Consider the following 16,088-nt stretch of genomic DNA (forward strand, 5'->3'; position numbering starts at 1 on the left):
CCTGATGAACGACCTTACCCGCGCCGCAATTGATATACGCGCTGAACCTGCCGCGGCCCGCCGCGTGGCGCTCGCGTGCATGGTCGCGCTGGCGGTGGCGCTCGGCGTTGGCCGCTTCGCGTTCACGCCGCTGTTGCCGCTGATGCTCAAAAGCGGCGCGCTCGATATCCGGCAGGGTGGCTGGCTTGCGTCGGCGAACTACGCTGGCTATTTCATCGGTGCGCTCAGTTGTGCCGCGCTACGCGTCGATGCGGTGCGCGTCGTGCGCCGCGGGTTGTGCGCGACCGCGCTGCTGGTGCTGGCGATGGGGATGACTGACGGCGTCTGGGTTTGGGCTGCCGTGCGCTTCGTCGCCGGTATCGCGAGCGCGTGGACCTTCGTGTTCGCGTCGCAATGGGGGCTGCGCCGACTGGCTGAACTGGGCGAGAGCGCGTGGGGCGGGCTGATCTACACCGGACCGGGTCTGGGCATCGTGGCGACCGGATTGTGTGTGAGCGCCGCCGGGACGTATGGTGCGCCGCTCGGCTGGGTCGGTTTCGGCGTCGTGTCGGCCGCGTTGACCGCTGCCGTGTGGCGCGACTTCGATCCCGCCGGACGCATCGAACATTCGACCGACGTGCCCAAACCGGCGGCTGCCGCATCCGGCGAACGGAACGACGAGCGCGCCACCGGGCGCGTCGCGCAGTCGGCCTCACACGCTGCCGCGCCACGTTTCACCACGCGCGACGCGACCCTCACTTCCCCGCCGCGCGCGACCGGTCGCGCGACGAGTGTCGCCGCCGCGATCGAACGCCGCGCGCACCGCGCCGACGCGGCGTGGCTCGTGGTGCTGTATGGCATCCCTGGTTTTGGTTACATCATCACCGCGACATTCCTGCCGGTGATCGCGCGTGCCGCTCTGCCGGGTTCCGCGTGGCCCGATCTGTTCTGGCCGATGTTCGGCGTCGCGCTGATGGCGGGGGCGCTGACCGGCGCGCGTCTGCCCACGCACTGGGATAACCGGACACTGCTGGCCGGCTGTTATCTGCTGCAGGCACTGGGCATAGGGGCGGGTATCGTCTGGCCAAGCGCGATTGGCTTCGCGTTGGGCAGTGTGCTGATCGGTTTGCCGTTCACCGCGATCACACTATTCGCGATGCGCGAGGCACGGCGCCTCCACGGCGACGACGCGGCCGGTCTGATGGGCTATGCGACCGCCGCATATGGCCTCGGGCAGATCGTCGGGCCACTGATCGCCGCGCCGATCGCCGCACGGACCGGCTCGTTCACGCCAGCGCTGTGGCTCGCGGCCGGAGCGCTGATCGCCGGCGCGATCGGTCTGGCCGCGGTGGCTTCGGCAACGCGCAGATAGCGCGCTCGTGCGTCAGTAGCGTGCGCCCGCGCTGCGGCTCATCTTGCCGCTGCGTTCACCACGTGCCGATAACGCGGTTGCTTGCAGAGGAACGTGCCTCGCCGCACCCGCCACTTCGCGCAATCCGCCGGTGAGGTCAGGGTAGCCGTCGCGCGTCCCTTGCGTCCCCCGTCTGCCGCGTCGACCAAACAGATCCGCCGCCCGCGCACTAAAATGTCGGCTTTCCCACTTACGATCGCGCGGCACGCACCGCGCGCACCGCAGCCATGCAACATTTCGCGTCGGACAACTATGCCGGCATCTGCCCCGAAGCGCTCGAAGCGCTGATCGCCGCCAACGGCAGCGGCCACGAGCCCGCTTACGGCGACGATTCCTGGACACAGCGCGTTTGCGACCGGCTACGCGACCTGTTCCAGACCGACTGTGAAGTGTTCTTCGTGTTCAACGGCACCGCGGCGAACTCGCTTGCGCTCGCGTCGTTGTGCCAGTCGTATCACTCGGTGATCTGCCACGAACTGGCGCATATCGAAACCGATGAATGCGGCGGCCCCGAATTCTTCTCGAACGGCTCGAAGCTGCTGACCGCGCCCGGCGCGAACGGCAAGCTCACGCCCGATGCGATCGAAGCGGTGGTCACGCGCCGCGCGGACATTCACTATCCGAAGCCGAAGGTCGTCACGCTCACGCAAGCGACGGAAGTCGGCACGGTGTACAGCGTCGACGAGGTACGCGCGATCGCGGCCATCGCGAAGCGCCGGCATCTGAAGGTGCATATGGACGGCGCGCGCTTTGCGAATGCGGTCGCTGCGCTCGACGTGCACCCGTCCGAAATCACGTGGCGTGCCGGTGTCGACGTGCTGTGCTTCGGCGGGACGAAAAACGGCCTGCCGGTCGGCGAGGCGGTGGTGTTCTTCGATCGCGCGCTCGCCGAGGATTTCGCCTATCGGTTGAAGCAGGCGGGCCAACTCGCGTCGAAAATGCGCTTTATCTCGGCGCCGTGGCTCGGCCTGCTCGATCACGACGTGTGGCTGCGCAATGCGCGCCACGCGAATGCAATGGCCCGCTTGATGGAGGCCCGGCTTGCCGATATCGCGGGCGTGAGCATCATGTTTCCGTCGCAATCGAACGCGGTGTTTGCGCAGCTGCCCGCCGAGGTCGCGAGAGCGATGCGCACGCGCGGCTGGAAGTTCTACGAGTTCATCGGCGCGGGCGGCTGCCGGCTGATGTGCGCGTGGGATACTCAGCCGGAGACGGTCGAGCGCTTCGCCGCCGACGTGCGGCAACTGTGCGGCGCGGCGTAACGGCGCAACGGGCATCACGTCGCATCACGCCGCCGCATCACGTCGCGTTATCCGCTACGTCACGCAAACCGAACCCCACTGTGCGTCAACATGTCCGACTACCGTTTCTGCCCCCGCTGTGCCACGCCGCTCACCGAGCGCGCCGATCCCGCTCATGAAGGCGGCCGCATTCGCCAGAGCTGTCCGGCCAATGGCTGCGGCTATGTGCACTGGAATAATCCGCTGCCGGTGGTCGCCGCGATCGTCGAATACGAAGGCCGGATACTGCTCGCCCGCAACGCCGCGTGGCCGGAGGGGATGTTTGCGCTGATCACCGGTTTCCTCGAAAACGGCGAGACGCCGGAGCAAGGCATCGCGCGCGAAGTGAAGGAGGAGACGTCGCTCGTGGCCGATACAATCGATCTGGTCGGCGTGTACGAATTCATGCGCAAGAACGAGCTGATCATCGCGTATCACGTGCGCGCGCACGGCACCATTTCGCTATCTCCAGAATTGCTCGAGTACCGGCTCGTCGAGCCTGCGAAGCTGCGGCCGTGGCGTGCGGGCACCGGCCAGGCACTCGGCGAATGGATGCGCCGGCGCGACTTGCCGTTCGAGTTTGTCGAGCGCCCAGGGCGGTAGACTGGAGGCCGGCCGCCGCGCTCACCAAGCGAGCCTGATTGCGCATGTGCCGCGGCAGCATATCCGTTCGCGTATCAGCAGGATGTCTTCAGAACCCGGCAGGATTCTGCCGAATATCAGAACGAACATCGAGGAGCGCAACCGCCATGGCCTACATCTACTATCTGACCCACATTCATCTCGGCTACGACGCGCTCGCGCAATTGCCGGCCGAATGCGCGCGTGCCGGTATCAAGCGGCCGCTCGTCGTGTCCGATAAGGGCGTTGTCGCGGCGGGGCTCGTGACACGCGTGCTCGATGCGGCGAGGTTCGACGACGCGTCGGTGTTCGACGACACGCCGTCCAATCCGACCGAAGCGATGGTGCTCGCGGCGGCCGCGCGTTATCGCGAAGCGGGCTGCGACGGCCTGCTCGCGGTCGGCGGCGGCTCGTCGATCGACCTCGCGAAGGGCGTCGCGATCGCGGTCGCGCACCCGGGCCCGTTGACGCAGTACGCGACGATCGAGGGCGGCAGCAACCGGATCACTGCGGCAAGCGCGCCGCTGATAGCCGTGCCTACCACCGCCGGCACGGGCAGCGAGGTCGCGCGTGGCGCGATCGTCATTCTGAACGATGGCCGCAAGCTCGGATTTCACTCATGGCATCTGCTGCCGAAGGCGGCGATCTGCGACCCGGGTCTCACGCTTGGCTTGCCGCCCGCGTTAACGGCGGCGACCGGCATGGACGCGATCGCGCATTGCATCGAGACGTTTCTGTCGCCGGCCTTCAATCCACCGGCGGACGGCATTGCGCTCGATGGGCTTGAGCGCGCCTGGGCGCATATCGAGCGTGCGACTGCGGACGGCAGCGACCGCGACGCGCGACTGCAGATGATGAGCGCGTCGATGCAAGGGGCGATGGCGTTTCAGAAGGGGCTCGGCTGCGTGCATTCGCTGTCGCATCCGCTGGGTGGCGTGCCGATTGGCGGACGCACGTCGCTGCACCACGGCACACTGAACGCGGTCGTGCTGCCGGCGGTGCTGCGCTTTAACGAAAGCGCGGACAGCGTGATCGCGAACCGCCGGTACGCGCGCATGCGCCGCGTGATGGGTTTGCGGGACCATGCGGACCTCGCGCAGGCGGTGCACGACATGACCGCGCGTCTTCGCTTGCCGACCGGTCTCGCGCAGATCGGCGTCGACGCGAGCGTATTCGACAAGGTCGTCGCGGGCGCGCTCGCCGACCATTGCCACAAGACCAACCCGCGCGAAGCGAGCGCCGCCGACTATCGGTGGATGCTGACCGAATCGCTTTGATGCGCGGTCTGGTGTGTTGTCCGCTGCCGGCGTATAAGCGGAACAGACGCGTGGAATAAACGCATGGAAAAACGCGTTGAATAAACGCGCAACGCGAACGCGCCAGCCCAGTTACCCCCGCGGTGCACCTTGCCGCGCTTGTCCGATGTGAGGAACGTATGACCGACATGCAGTTGACTCATCGCTATCTGGCCGCATGCGCGATTGCGCGCGAAGCCGGCCGACTGATCCGCCTGAGATTCGAGCAGCGCGGCGAAGCCTTGACGCTGAAGTTCAAGGGTCCGCAGGACTATCTGACCGAGACGGATGCGGAAGTCGAACGCCTGATCGCGGCGCGCGTTGCCGAATCGTTCCCCGACGACGACTTCTTCGGCGAGGAGGGCGGCGGGTCGCTCGGCCGCGATGTGTGGATCGTCGATCCGATCGATGGCACCGCGGATTTCGCGCGCGGCGTGCCTTATTTTTGCGTGTCGATTGCGTTCGTGCGCGATGGCCGCACCGAGATTGGCGTGCTGTACGACCCGATGCACGACGAACTGTTCGCGGCGCAGCGCGGCGCCGGTGCGACGTTGAACGGCGCGCCCATCAAGGTCAGCACGATCGCCGATATCCGTCAGGCTGTCGTCGAGCTGGGCTGGTCGTCGCGCGTGCCGTTCGACGGCTACGCGACCGTGCATGCGCGTCTGCATGCGCTCGGCGCGGGCGTGAAGCGGCGCGGCTCCGGCGCGCTCGGCATCGCGAATGTCGCGATGGGTCGGCAGGATGCGTATTGCGAACTGCACATCAACGCGTGGGATGCGGCGGCCGCGGTGCTGCTGGTCGAGGAGGCGGGCGGCTGGGCGAACGATTTCCTCACGCCGGAATGCCTGCAGCACGGTAATCGCGTGATGGTTTGCACGCCGGCGCTGCGCGAGCACATCGAACGCGCAATGGACCTCTGAGCCCTTCGTCCTTCGCCGGCTGCCACGCCTTCCTTGTACTGGTGATCCGGCGTCACTAATCAAATGACAGCGCGTCGGTTTCGCCGGCGCGGCCTGCTTCCTAAGATACGGTCAACGTTCACTGCAACGTACTCTTAACCGAAATCCAAGGAAGGCTGTCATGTATGCAATCACCGGTATCACGGGCCAGGTCGGCGGCGCGCTCGCGCGTGCGCTGCTGGCGGAAGGTCAACCTGTACGCGCGATCGTGCGCAATGTCGACAAGGGCGGTGCGTGGGCCGCACAAGGCTGCACGATCGTACAGGCCGATATGGGCGACGCATCCGCGCTTGCCGCCGCATTCGACGGTGCGCAAGGCGTCTTTGTTCTGCCGCCGTCGGAGTTCGATCCGGCGCCAGGCTTTCACGAAGCGCGCGCCGTGATCAACGCGGTGAAGGCCGCACTCGAGATAGCGCGGCCCGCGAAAGTCGTCTGCCTGTCGACCGTCGGCGCGCACGCGCAACGGCCGAATCTGTTGACCCAGCGTACGCTGATGGAAGAGGCGCTTGGCGATCTGTCGATGCCGGTCACGTTCCTGCGCCCGGCCTGGTTTATGGAGAACGCCGCGTGGGACGTCGCCTCGGCGCGCGACGACGGCATCGTCCCGAGTTTTCTGCAGCCGCTCGATAAGGCGGTGCCGATGGTCGCAACGGCGGACATCGGACGCGTCGCGGCCATGCTGCTGCAACAGGAATGGAGCGGCAAACGCGTGGTCGAGCTGGAAGGGCCGCGTCGCGTGTCGCCACACGATATCGCCGCTGCGTTCGGCGCGGTGCTCGGCCGCGAGGTGCGCGCGCAGATCGTCCCGCGTGTGACGTGGAACGATCTGTTCAGGTCGCAAGGGATGAAGTACCCGCTGCCGCGCATGCAGATGCTCGACGGCTTCAACGAGGGCTGGATCGATTTCGAGCAGGACCCGGCGCACGTGCTGAAAGGCGAGGTCGAACTGGAGGCGGTGTTGCGTCGGCTGGTGGACGCGGGCGCACACGCGAACTGAGCGACGGCGGCACCGATACACGCGGGCCGGATCGGCCCGCGTGTCACGCCGACGTTGTCACTCTGCCGGCTGGTGTTGCTTGATGTAGTTTCGCCGGACCGGCGACGACGGCCGTTCGTGCGAGATGCTGATGCGCTGTTCCGCGGCGACGATGCTGTCACGGGCGTCGGCGTAGAGCTTGCGTAGATTCCTGTCGTAGTCGGGCCCCGGCGCCGGTGTGTAGAAGCGCACGTCCGAGAAGTTTTTCGGTGGGTCCAGCGCGACTTCCGGCAAGCGTCCGGCGGCTTCGCTGTCCTGCGCGGCGAGATCGTTTTCCCACTGCGTCAGTTGAGCGAGCCGTTCAGGTGCGAGCGCCGTTAGCTGCCGATACCGTTGCGGATCGTCTACCTTGAGTTGCTGCAGCCGCTCGGGCGTGAGGCTGCGAAACTCGGTGAACGCGCGCGCGTGGCCGGGATCCGCGCAGATCCGATTGGCGAAATACGCGAGCCGCGCGCCGGTCGTCGCGCCGGGGCCGGTCAACCCTTTAGCGTCTTCGAATGCCTGCATCACGTCGTTTTCATTGGCCGCTTCGGCCTTTTTCTGCGTCGCGATCTCATCGAGCGCGAGGCCGGTGATTCTGTCCTGCAGGGTCTGTTTGATCCGGCACGCGTTCGAGAAGATCTTGTCGCGCTCCGCTATCGTGCGTGCGGCGCCGAATTGAGAGCGCAGCGCGCGAAGCTCGGCGAGGTTCTGCTGTTCATCGGCGGCGAGCAGCTTTTCGCTGCCGAATGGCGCATTGAACACGGCTTGCACCTGCGCGCGAGGGTCGGTCTCGGCTTCAAGATGCGCTGAGTTGATCTCATCGTGCAGTGCTTCCTCATCGTGTTCGTACAAACCCCTCAGCCATGCATTCGACGTCGATCCGACATTGTCGGCGTTGACGTTGATGCCATCGCGGTACGCAGCCGCGTCATCGGACGGCAGTTGCGCGAGCATGCCGAGATCGCGTTGTTTGTCCTGTTCGAAGCGGCGCACGTCATCCGGATACCCCGCCATGGAAACTTCCGCAAGCCGTGCGCGCAGTTGCGCGTTCACCGCATCGAGCGTGGCGTTGGCATCGTCTCCGTTCGCGTCTTGTCATGGCGCGCGAGTAGCGACGTCAACTCGCTATTTGTCGCGGATCGCTCATCGGGCGATGCTTGTAGAGGATTCACCGCGACCGGCGCTTGGGCGGGATCGGCCGACTGGGGCGTGCGCCGGTTAGGGAGTCGCGTGCCGGTCGACAGCGGGCCTGATTGTCGTTGTCTGTGTTGTGGATGAGGCCTGCGCCGGGGGTTGGCAGGTAGCTTTTCATCGGGCTCGCGTGGTTGTGACGCGGCGCGCGGGTAAGGCGGCTCGGTGTCGGTGTCTGCCGTGGCGCGAGCGGCGAGAGTGGGGTTCAGCGCGGATGGTGTCATGGGCATGTTGTGCATGAAGGAAAGGCGGTCCGCATTGGCGAACCCGCCCCTCTATCACAGCAGACCCTTCTTCCGCGAGGTGGTATTACGATATCGGCGCTGACCGGGCTGGCGTTTCCGACCCGTGTACCGGCGCGTACGCTTACGCGCGCGCGTCGCGCTCGACGATCCACTCATGCGCCGGATCGTTTTTGAAATGCCACACGCGCTGTGTGCCGGCCATCACGTTCAGATAGTACGAGTCATAGCCATACGGCACGATCACCGGGTGATACCCGCGCGGCACCATCACGACGTCGTGGTCTTCGACGGCCATCGATTCGTCAAGATCACGTTCATCGGTGTAGACGCGCTGGAATGCAAAACCCTGCGGCGGGTTGAGCCGGTGGTAATACGTTTCCTCGAGCGAGCTCTCGTGCGGCACGTTGTCGGTGTCGTGCTTGTGCGGAGGGTAGCTCGACGAATGTCCGCCCGGCGTGCGCACTTCGACGACCAGCAGCGCTTCGGCCGGCTCGGTCTGCGGAAGGATGTCGCAGACGTAGCGCGTGTTGAGCCCTTTGCCGCGCGTCGAGCGCTTCATGGTTGCGGGTTCGATCAGCCGCGCCGCGTGCTTGCCGGTGGCGGGCGCGCTTGCGACGCCTACTTCCGCGCGGCGATTGGCGCGCACCGTGGCGCGCACGCCCGGCGGCAGATACACCGCCACCGGCGCGTTGTCTTCGAATACGCTGTCGCGCGAGCCGAGACTGCTCCAGCGCGCCACATCGGTTTCGATATCGACCGCGCCTGCGAGCACGACGATGCATACCTCGCGCTGGACTTCGAGCACATGCACGACTTCATTCGTGTCGAGCCGGTATGCAGCGAAGCCGACATAGCGCCAGCCGGCCGTGTCCGGCGTGACGCGCGCGATGGTCTGGCCTTCGCGCTGGGCCTTCACGAGCAAGCTCATGCTACCTCCTGTGCCGCGAGCAACGGTGCATCGACGAGTGTGCGCAGCGTCCGGTAGCCTTTCGCCGCGTACGCGTACGACGGTGCGACAGCCGGGTCCTGCTCGGCCTCGACCACCAGCCAGCCGCGATAACCGTGCTGCTTCAGGCGCGTGATGATGCCCGCGAAATCGACCGCGCCATCGCCGGGCACGGTGAATGCGCCGTTGAGCACCGCATCAAGGAAACTCCAGTTGCGGTTGCGCGCAAGCTTCATTACCGCGGGGCGCACGTCCTTGCAATGCACGTGGCACACGCGCCCGATATGTTTGTCGAGCACCTCGAGCGGATCGCCGCCTGCGAACGTGATATGGCCCGCGTCAAACAGCAGGCCGACCGCATCGCCGGTTTGCGCCATCAGCCGGTCGACGTCGGCGGGCGTCTCGACGTAGGCGCCCATATGATGGTGATACGCAAGCCGCACGCCATGGTTCAATGTGTACTGCGCGAATGCGTCGACCCGTTTCGCGTAAGTGTCCCACTGCGCGTCGGTGAAAAAGCGCGGGCGCTGATAGAGCGGCGCCGCTGACCCCTGGATCGAATCGGCGACTTCGCCGTACACCATCACGTTCGCGCCGTTCTTCGCGAGCAGTTCCAGATGCGGCCCGACCGCTTCGATTTCCTCGGCGACGCTGCGCTGCGCGAGCCGCCCGGAGTACCAGCCGGACACGAGTGCGAGATCGTACTGCGCGAGCAGGGTCTTCAACGCCTGCGGTTCGCGCGGAAACTTGTTGCCGAGCTCAAACCCCTGATAACCGATTTCGCGGCCTTCGGTCAGCGCGACCTCAAGCGGGGTTTCGCCGCCTAGCGACGGCAGATCGTCGTTCATCCATGACAACGGGTTGATGCCGATTCGTACTTCGAAGGTTGACATGCGAAAGTCCTCATTCGTTGGCGGACGGGCCGCCTGCGGGGTCGTCGGAGCCGGCACGCGCCTGATCGTGAGATGCGCCGCGCGCGGCGCGTTGCGCGTCGTATTGCGCGCGCGCATCGCGCACGCCCGCGCGCGGCGAGACTTCGGGCACCGCGACTTCCCACCACCAGCCGCCGTCGTCGGTGGTGCGCGCGGGGTCGGTGTCGATGCTGATCACGTAGGTGCGATCCGCGGCGCGTGCGCGCTGCAGCGCGGCGTCGAGTTCGCCGATATGCGCCGCGTGTTCCGCGAGTGCCCCGAGCGAGCGCGCATGCGCGGCGAAATCGATCGCCGGCGCGCCGGGCCCGTGCTGCACGCAGTCGTCGAACAGATTGTTGAACGGCGCGCCGCCGCACGCCTGCTGCAGACGGTTGATACAGCCATAGCCGCGATTGTCGAGCACGACGATGATCAGCTTCGCGCCGAGCATCACGGACGTGGCGATCTCGCTGTTGAGCATCAGATAGCTGCCGTCGCCGACCATCACGATCACTTCACGCTCGGGCCGCGCGAGCTTTGCGCCGAGGCCGCCGGCGATTTCGTAGCCCATGCACGAGTAGCCGTATTCGACGTGATACGCGCCGGGGCGGCCCGCGCGCCACAGCTTGTGCAGTTCGGCGGGCAGCGTGCCCGCCGCGCAGACGACGATGTCGTGCGTGGCCGATTGCGCGCTCGAGCGCTGCACCGCGCCGATCACGTCCGCGTCGTAGGGCAGCACATTGTCGCGCTGCGGTGCGTGCGTCAGTTGATCGACGGTGGCGCGCCATTCGTCGGCGAGCGTGTGCGCACGTTGAGTCCACGCGGCGTCCGCGCGCCAGTCGGTCAACTGCGCGGACAAAGCGGCGAGGGCGCGTCCCGCATCCGCCTGAACCACGAGCCCGCGATGCTTGAGCCCGTCGAACGCATTCGCGTTGATGCCGATCACCTCCGCCTGCGTAAAGAGCGTATTCGAGCCGGTGGTGAAGTCCTGCAAGCGTGTGCCGACCGCGAGCACGCAATCCGCTTCGTGTGCGAGCGCGTTCGCACCGGGCGAGCCCGTTACGCCAAGCGCGCCCAGGTTCAGCGGGTCGCCCCATGCGAGCGAGCCCTTGCCGGCCTGCGTTTCGGCAACCGGAATACCGTGCTGCGTGGCGAACGCGCGTAGGGCTTCGGCCGCGCGTGCGTAGAGCACGCCGCCGCCCGCTGCGATCAGCGGCCGCCTCGCGTGGCGCAGCCGCGTCAGTGCCGCGGCGATTTCATGATCGACCGGCGCCGGCGCATGAAACTGCACGACGCGTGGCTCAAAGAAGTCGGCCGGATAGTCGTACGCGGTGGCCTGCACGTCCTGCGGCAGCGCGAGCGTGACCGGGCCGCATAGCGCGGCGTCGGTCAGCACACGCAGTGCGCGCGGCAGCGCGCTCAGCAATTGCGCCGGATGCACGATCCGGTCGAAATAGCGCGATACCGGTTTGAACGCGTCGTTGGCGGACAGGCCGCCGTCGTGGAAATCCTCGACCTGCTGCAGCACCGGGTCGGGCGCGCGCGACACGAAGATGTCGCCGGGCAGCAGCAGCACCGGCAGACGGTTCACATGCGCGAGCGCGGCGGCGGTCACGAGGTTGGTCGCGCCCGGCCCGATCGACGTGGTGACCGCCATCATCCGGCGGCGGAAATGGGCCTTCGCATACGCGATCGCGCTGTGCGCCATCGCCTGCTCGTTATGCGCGCGCAGCGTTGGCAATTCGTTGCGGTACTGATACAGCGCTTCGCCGAGGCCTGCCACGTTGCCATGCCCGAAGATCGCGAATACGCCGCCAAAGAGCGGCTCGGTGCTTTTGCCGTCCTCGGCGACCACGCGCTGCGCGGCCAGATACCGGACCAGCGCCTGCGCCGCGGTCAAACGAACCGTGCCGTTCGGCGCAGCCTGCGCGGCCGCGCTGTGCGCCACGGCCGTCTCATGATGCAACCCACGCTGGTTCATGCCGCCTGCTCCTGATGGACCGTGCGCGGGCCGGCGGCGCGGGCGGCGTCGCCGCCGCGCGCCGCACGCCACGACGCGATCAAGGTTTCAAAGGTGTGTCGCACGCGGGCGATCAGTTCATCGTCGGTTATTTCGCCCGCGAGCCACGCATGGCTCGGTTCATGGAAGATCGTGCGACCGACCGTGAAGCCGCGGCAGGTCGCGGACGCGGCCGCCGCGCGAAAACCATCGGTCAACTGTTCGACCGGCGCCGACAGACCGAGCAGCACGACGCCGCGGCAATACGGATCGCGCTCGGCGATCAGCGCGTCGACGGCTTTCCATTGTGCGGCGTCGAGCGGCGCGAGCTTCCACCATTCCGGATAGATGCCGATGTTGTAGAGGCGCTTCAATGCGCGAAACACGACGTCGGCGTCGGCGGACAGTTCCGCGCGTTTCGGTGGGATCACTTCGAGCAGCAGCTCATGGCCGCTCGCCTGCGCCGCGTCGTACAGCGCGCGCAGTTGCGCCTCCTGCTCGAGCCGCTGTTCGACCGGTTCGTCGGGGTGGTAGTGAACGAGGCACTTCACCACGTGCTCGCGCGGCCAGCTCGTGAGCGTGGTGCCGATCGAGCGGCCGTGATCGAACACGAGCGGCATCGAGCCGGGCAGCTCGACCGGGCGCCCGATCCACCAGCCGCGGCCGGTGGCCGCGTTCAGCGCGTCCTGACCGTAGCGGTCGTCGATCAGCACGCCGATGCGGCCTTGCAGGCCGAGCGCCGCTTCGGTTCGCGCGACCGCGTCGACAAACAGCCCTTTCAGCGTGGCGATGCGCGCTTCGCTGGCGCCGGTTTGCTGCACGAGTTCGAAAAACTGGTTGCGATGATCGAACGCGAAGCCGAGCACTTCGTCCCAGCGCTGGCGCGCAGGCGTCACGCGATGCAGCCGCGCGAGCTTCGCGTCGCGGTCCGGGCGCCGCATCCGTTGCGGATCGGCTTTCGCTTCCGCGAGGAAATACTCGAGCTCGGTCGGCGTCGGCATCGCTGGCGCGCAGCCGTGGCGCGACACGACCAGCGCGCCGCTGGCATTCGCGGCGCGCGCGCACGCGTCCAGCGGCTGATCGCGCAGCCAGCCCGACAGAAAGCCCGACGCGAACGCGTCGCCCGCGCCGAGCACGTTCAGTACCTCGACCTGTACGCCGCCGTGCACCGGCGCCTCGTCGAGCGTCGCGGGCACCGCGCCGTCGATGATCTGGCAGCCGAGCGGCCCGCGTTTGACGATCAGCGTCGCCGGCGTGACCGAACGCACCGTGCGTAGCGCGTCGATCAGACGAGTGTGGCCGCCCGCGATGCAGAATTCTTCCTCGGTGCCGATCACGAGATCGAACAGCGGCAGGATGCCCTGCAGATGCGCGCTGACGCTGTCGTTCGCGATAAAGCGCGTCTCGCCGTCGGCCTTGCCGGTCAGGCCCCACAGCACCGGCCGGTAATCGATATCGAGCACGGTGCGCACATGGTTGCGGCGCGCGTAGTCGAGCGCGCGCCGGCTCGTGCGGTTGACCTGTTCAGTCGACAGATGGGTGCCGGTGATCAGCAGCGCCTTCGACGACGCGATAAAGGCTTCGTCGAAGTCGGCTGGGTCGACCGCCATGTCCGCGCAGTTTTCGCGGTAGAAGATCAACGGGAACGTATCGCGATCCTTGAGGCCGAGCAGCACGAGCGCGGTCAGCCGTTCGTGGTCCGTGCGCACATGGCTGACGTCGCAGCCTTCGTGCGCGAGTGTCTCGGTCAGAAAACGCCCCATGTGGTCGTCGCCGACGCGCGCGAGCATCGCCGATGCGAGCCCGAGGCGCGCGCAGCCAAACGCGATGTTCGCCGACGAACCGCCGAGATATTTCGCGAAGCTCGACACGTCTTCGAGACGCGCGCCGACCTGCTGCGCGTACAGATCGACCGCGAGGCGGCCAAGGCAGATGATGTCGCGGCTGCGGCCGGCGGCAAAGCGGCTGGTCGCGCCCGCCGCGGGAGGTGAGGTAAGAGCCATAAAATTATCCTGAATGTCGGGGCGTCGGGTCGTTAAGCGGCAAAGGCGGCGGACAGCGCGGCGTGGGCCGCTCAGATGGTCGCGCCATCAAGTTCGGCGATCATCTTCTGCATTTCCGCGCCGCCCGCCATCATGTCGAGCACCTGATCCTTGCTGATCGTGTCCTTGGTATACGTACCGAGCGATTTGCCGCGGTTAAGCAGCGTGAACGAATCGCCGATCGGATACGCGTGATGCACGTTGTGCGTGATAAAGATCACTGAGATCCCTTTTGCGCGGGCCTTGTGAATCAGCTTGAGCACGTTGAAGCTCTGCTTCACGCCGAGCGCGGCGGTCGGTTCGTCGAGAATCAGCACGCGCGCGCCGAAATGAATCGCGCGCGCGATCGCCAGACACTGACGCTCGCCGCCTGACATCGTGCCGATCGGTTGATGCGCATCGCGGACGTTGATGCCCATTTCCGCGAGCTTGTCGCGCGCCATTTGCGCACTGGTGTCGAGGTCCATCACGTTGACAAGGCCGAACAGCTTCTTCTGCGGCTCGCGGCCCATAAAGAAATTACGCGCGACGGACAACAGCGGCACCAGCGCGAGGTCCTGATAAACGGTGGCGATACCGAGATCGAGCGCATCTTTCGGCGACTCGAAATGCACCGGCGCGCCGTCGACCCGATACTGGCCGGCCGAGGGCGCGTGTACGCCCGCGAGCGTTTTGATCAGCGTCGATTTGCCGGCGCCGTTGTCGCCGAGCAGGCAGTGCACTTCGCCGCGCTTCAGGCGCAGCGTGACGCCGGATAGCGCGATGACCTTGCCGAAAAACTTGCTGACGTTTTCGAGCGCGAGGATATAGTCGCCGCCGCTTGCCGCCGAGTTCGGGCTGGCGTTGGCGCTGGGGTTGATGACGTCGGACATGTTCGTGTCTCCTGGATGCACGTATCGATGACGCTTGCCGGATTACCCTTGCGATACGCGGCGGCGCACATAGTGGTTGAACAGCACCGCGAGCAGCAGCATTACGCCGAGGAAGACGCGGAACCAGTCGGAGCTGACGTCGGTATAGGTGATGCCGATCTGCACGACGCCGAAAATCAGTGCGCCGAAGCAAGCGCCGACCACCGATCCATAGCCGCCGGTGAGCAGCGTGCCGCCGATCACCGCGGCGATAATCGCTTCGAATTCCTTCTGCAAGCCCCGGTCCGCCGCGGCCGAGCCGATATCGGCCACCTGCAGCACCGCGAACAGGCACGCACAGAACGCGGTCAGCACGAAGAGCGAGATTTTCACGCGCTTGACCGGTACGCCGACGTTCTTGGCCGCGTTCGCATCGCCGCCGACCGCGAGAATCCAGTTGCCGTAGCGCGTCTTGGCCAGCACGAACGCGCAGATCGCCGCGAGCGCGAACCACCACAGCAGCACTTTCGGAATGCCCGGCACCAGCGGCTTGCCGTTATCGAGCAGCGTGCCAATACCCATATGCGCGAGCGCCGTGAACAGGCCATGCAGCGCGACGCCATGGAACAGGAAATTGGTGACGGGGTCGGCCTGCGCGAGGTCGCCGACACCGGAGATGATCGTGCGGTCCGCGACCATGATCGACAGCGCGAGCGTCAGGCCGCGCAGAATAAACAGGAATGCGAGCGTGACGATAAACGACGGCAGCCGCGTGCGCATCACGAGATAGCCGTTCAATGCGCCGAGCAGCATCGAGCCGACGAACGCGAAGAGGATCGCCGCCCAGATCGGCCAGTGAAAGTAGACCGACGGAATCGCGACCATCATCCCGGCGAAGCCGATCATCGAGCCGATCGACAGGTCGAACTCGCCGGCAATCATTAGCAGGCACGCGCCGACCGCGAGAATGCCGAGGTACGCGGAGACCTGCGACCAGTTCATCACGCCGTCGAGATTGAACATCCCGGAGTGGCCCGCGGCGATCGCGAAGACCAGAAACACGAGCACCGTGCCGGAAATCGCGGCGAATTCCGGCCGGTTCAGCAGATGGCCATACCAGGATTCCTTGCGGACGCGTTCGTCGGAATGCGCGGTCACGCCTGGCGCCCCGGTCGGCGCCCCGGTTGGCGCGGCAGGCGCCGCGTCGTTGCTGTTCGACGCGTCTGCTGCATGCGAGGGAAAGTGTTTGCCGGCGACGCCCATGATGTCTCCTTTGCGACGGGAGTGGCGCTGAGCGCGTCCTCCTGTCTGATGCCATTGCGAGATGCCCGGCTTTC

At 66.3% G+C, this 16,088-nt stretch carries 13 protein-coding genes; 6 read left to right on the forward strand and 7 right to left on the reverse strand.

Going from position 1 to position 16,088, the window contains the following annotated elements; all coding sequences use genetic code 11:
- Nucleotides 1-4 precede the first annotated feature (4 nt).
- The 6 genes from HV796_RS10500 (at nucleotide 5) to HV796_RS10525 (ending at nucleotide 6,545) form a co-directional block, all read left to right on the forward strand.
- Entirely contained in the window at nucleotides 5-1,351 is a 1,347-nt protein-coding gene (locus tag HV796_RS10500; protein WP_175226396.1) for a YbfB/YjiJ family MFS transporter, read from the forward strand.
- Nucleotides 1,352-1,617: 266 nt separating this feature from the next.
- On the forward strand, nucleotides 1,618-2,652 hold the full coding sequence (locus HV796_RS10505) for a threonine aldolase family protein (RefSeq protein ID WP_175226397.1): 1,035 nt from the start codon (nucleotides 1,618-1,620) through the stop codon (nucleotides 2,650-2,652).
- 90 nt (nucleotides 2,653-2,742) lie between these two features.
- On the forward strand, nucleotides 2,743-3,273 hold the full coding sequence (locus HV796_RS10510) for an NUDIX domain-containing protein (protein ID WP_175226398.1): 531 nt from the start codon (nucleotides 2,743-2,745) through the stop codon (nucleotides 3,271-3,273).
- A gap of 146 nt (nucleotides 3,274-3,419) precedes the next feature.
- Complete coding sequence (locus tag HV796_RS10515; RefSeq protein WP_175226399.1) at nucleotides 3,420-4,568, forward strand: iron-containing alcohol dehydrogenase; 1,149 nt, start codon at nucleotides 3,420-3,422, stop codon at nucleotides 4,566-4,568.
- A 158-nt stretch (nucleotides 4,569-4,726) separates the two neighbouring features.
- A complete protein-coding gene (locus HV796_RS10520; protein WP_175226400.1) occupies nucleotides 4,727-5,509 on the forward strand; it encodes an inositol monophosphatase family protein in 783 nt (260 codons plus the stop codon).
- A gap of 160 nt (nucleotides 5,510-5,669) precedes the next feature.
- Entirely contained in the window at nucleotides 5,670-6,545 is an 876-nt protein-coding gene (locus HV796_RS10525; RefSeq protein WP_175226401.1) for an NmrA family NAD(P)-binding protein, read from the forward strand.
- A 57-nt stretch (nucleotides 6,546-6,602) separates the two neighbouring features.
- On the opposite strand, the gene HV796_RS10530 is transcribed toward HV796_RS10525, so the two are convergent.
- The 7 genes from HV796_RS10530 to HV796_RS10560 form a co-directional block, all read right to left on the reverse strand.
- Nucleotides 6,603-7,580, reverse strand: coding sequence for a hypothetical protein (locus HV796_RS10530; RefSeq protein ID WP_175226402.1), 978 nt, complete (start codon nucleotides 7,578-7,580; stop codon nucleotides 6,603-6,605).
- A gap of 543 nt (nucleotides 7,581-8,123) precedes the next feature.
- Nucleotides 8,124-8,930, reverse strand: coding sequence for a 5-deoxy-glucuronate isomerase (gene iolB / locus HV796_RS10535; protein WP_175226403.1), 807 nt, complete (start codon nucleotides 8,928-8,930; stop codon nucleotides 8,124-8,126).
- Nucleotides 8,927-9,841 carry a myo-inosose-2 dehydratase gene (gene iolE / locus HV796_RS10540; protein ID WP_175226404.1) on the reverse strand — a complete coding sequence of 305 codons (915 nt, stop codon included), beginning with the start codon at nucleotides 9,839-9,841 and terminating at the stop codon, nucleotides 8,927-8,929. Before iolE ends, iolB begins: the two co-directional genes overlap by 4 nt.
- Before the next feature lie 10 nt (nucleotides 9,842-9,851).
- The gene (gene iolD / locus HV796_RS10545) at nucleotides 9,852-11,840 is read right to left on the reverse strand and encodes a 3D-(3,5/4)-trihydroxycyclohexane-1,2-dione acylhydrolase (decyclizing) (protein ID WP_175226405.1); all 1,989 of its coding nucleotides are present in this window, start codon (nucleotides 11,838-11,840) and stop codon (nucleotides 9,852-9,854) included.
- Nucleotides 11,837-13,861, reverse strand: coding sequence for a bifunctional 5-dehydro-2-deoxygluconokinase/5-dehydro-2-deoxyphosphogluconate aldolase (locus tag HV796_RS10550; protein ID WP_175226406.1), 2,025 nt, complete (start codon nucleotides 13,859-13,861; stop codon nucleotides 11,837-11,839). Before HV796_RS10550 ends, iolD begins: the two co-directional genes overlap by 4 nt.
- A gap of 71 nt (nucleotides 13,862-13,932) precedes the next feature.
- Nucleotides 13,933-14,772, reverse strand: a complete 840-nt coding sequence (locus tag HV796_RS10555; protein WP_246355791.1) for an ATP-binding cassette domain-containing protein — start codon at nucleotides 14,770-14,772, stop codon at nucleotides 13,933-13,935.
- Nucleotides 14,773-14,814: 42 nt separating this feature from the next.
- The gene (locus HV796_RS10560; protein WP_175226407.1) at nucleotides 14,815-16,014 is read right to left on the reverse strand and encodes an ABC transporter permease; all 1,200 of its coding nucleotides are present in this window, start codon (nucleotides 16,012-16,014) and stop codon (nucleotides 14,815-14,817) included.
- Between the last annotated feature and the right edge of the window lie 74 nt (nucleotides 16,015-16,088).

Source organism: Paraburkholderia humisilvae (assembly GCF_902859855.1).
Classification (GTDB): Bacteria; Pseudomonadota; Gammaproteobacteria; order Burkholderiales; family Burkholderiaceae; genus Paraburkholderia; species Paraburkholderia humisilvae.

What these genes read in the sequence shown, in the direction of transcription:
- HV796_RS10500 (WP_175226396.1), top strand. Translation starts at nt 5, where the DNA reads ATGAACGACCTTACCCGCGCCGCAATTGATATACGCGCTGAACCTGCC.
- HV796_RS10505 (WP_175226397.1), top strand. Translation starts at nt 1,618, where the DNA reads ATGCAACATTTCGCGTCGGACAACTATGCCGGCATCTGCCCCGAAGCG.
- HV796_RS10510 (WP_175226398.1), top strand. Translation starts at nt 2,743, where the DNA reads ATGTCCGACTACCGTTTCTGCCCCCGCTGTGCCACGCCGCTCACCGAG.
- HV796_RS10515 (WP_175226399.1), top strand. Translation starts at nt 3,420, where the DNA reads ATGGCCTACATCTACTATCTGACCCACATTCATCTCGGCTACGACGCG.
- HV796_RS10520 (WP_175226400.1), top strand. Translation starts at nt 4,727, where the DNA reads ATGACCGACATGCAGTTGACTCATCGCTATCTGGCCGCATGCGCGATT.
- HV796_RS10525 (WP_175226401.1), top strand. Translation starts at nt 5,670, where the DNA reads ATGTATGCAATCACCGGTATCACGGGCCAGGTCGGCGGCGCGCTCGCG.
- HV796_RS10530 (WP_175226402.1), bottom strand. Translation starts at nt 7,580, where the DNA reads ATGGCGGGGTATCCGGATGACGTGCGCCGCTTCGAACAGGACAAACAA.
- iolB (WP_175226403.1), bottom strand. Translation starts at nt 8,930, where the DNA reads ATGAGCTTGCTCGTGAAGGCCCAGCGCGAAGGCCAGACCATCGCGCGC.
- iolE (WP_175226404.1), bottom strand. Translation starts at nt 9,841, where the DNA reads ATGTCAACCTTCGAAGTACGAATCGGCATCAACCCGTTGTCATGGATG.
- iolD (WP_175226405.1), bottom strand. Translation starts at nt 11,840, where the DNA reads ATGAACCAGCGTGGGTTGCATCATGAGACGGCCGTGGCGCACAGCGCG.
- HV796_RS10550 (WP_175226406.1), bottom strand. Translation starts at nt 13,861, where the DNA reads ATGGCTCTTACCTCACCTCCCGCGGCGGGCGCGACCAGCCGCTTTGCC.
- HV796_RS10555 (WP_246355791.1), bottom strand. Translation starts at nt 14,772, where the DNA reads ATGTCCGACGTCATCAACCCCAGCGCCAACGCCAGCCCGAACTCGGCG.
- HV796_RS10560 (WP_175226407.1), bottom strand. Translation starts at nt 16,014, where the DNA reads ATGGGCGTCGCCGGCAAACACTTTCCCTCGCATGCAGCAGACGCGTCG.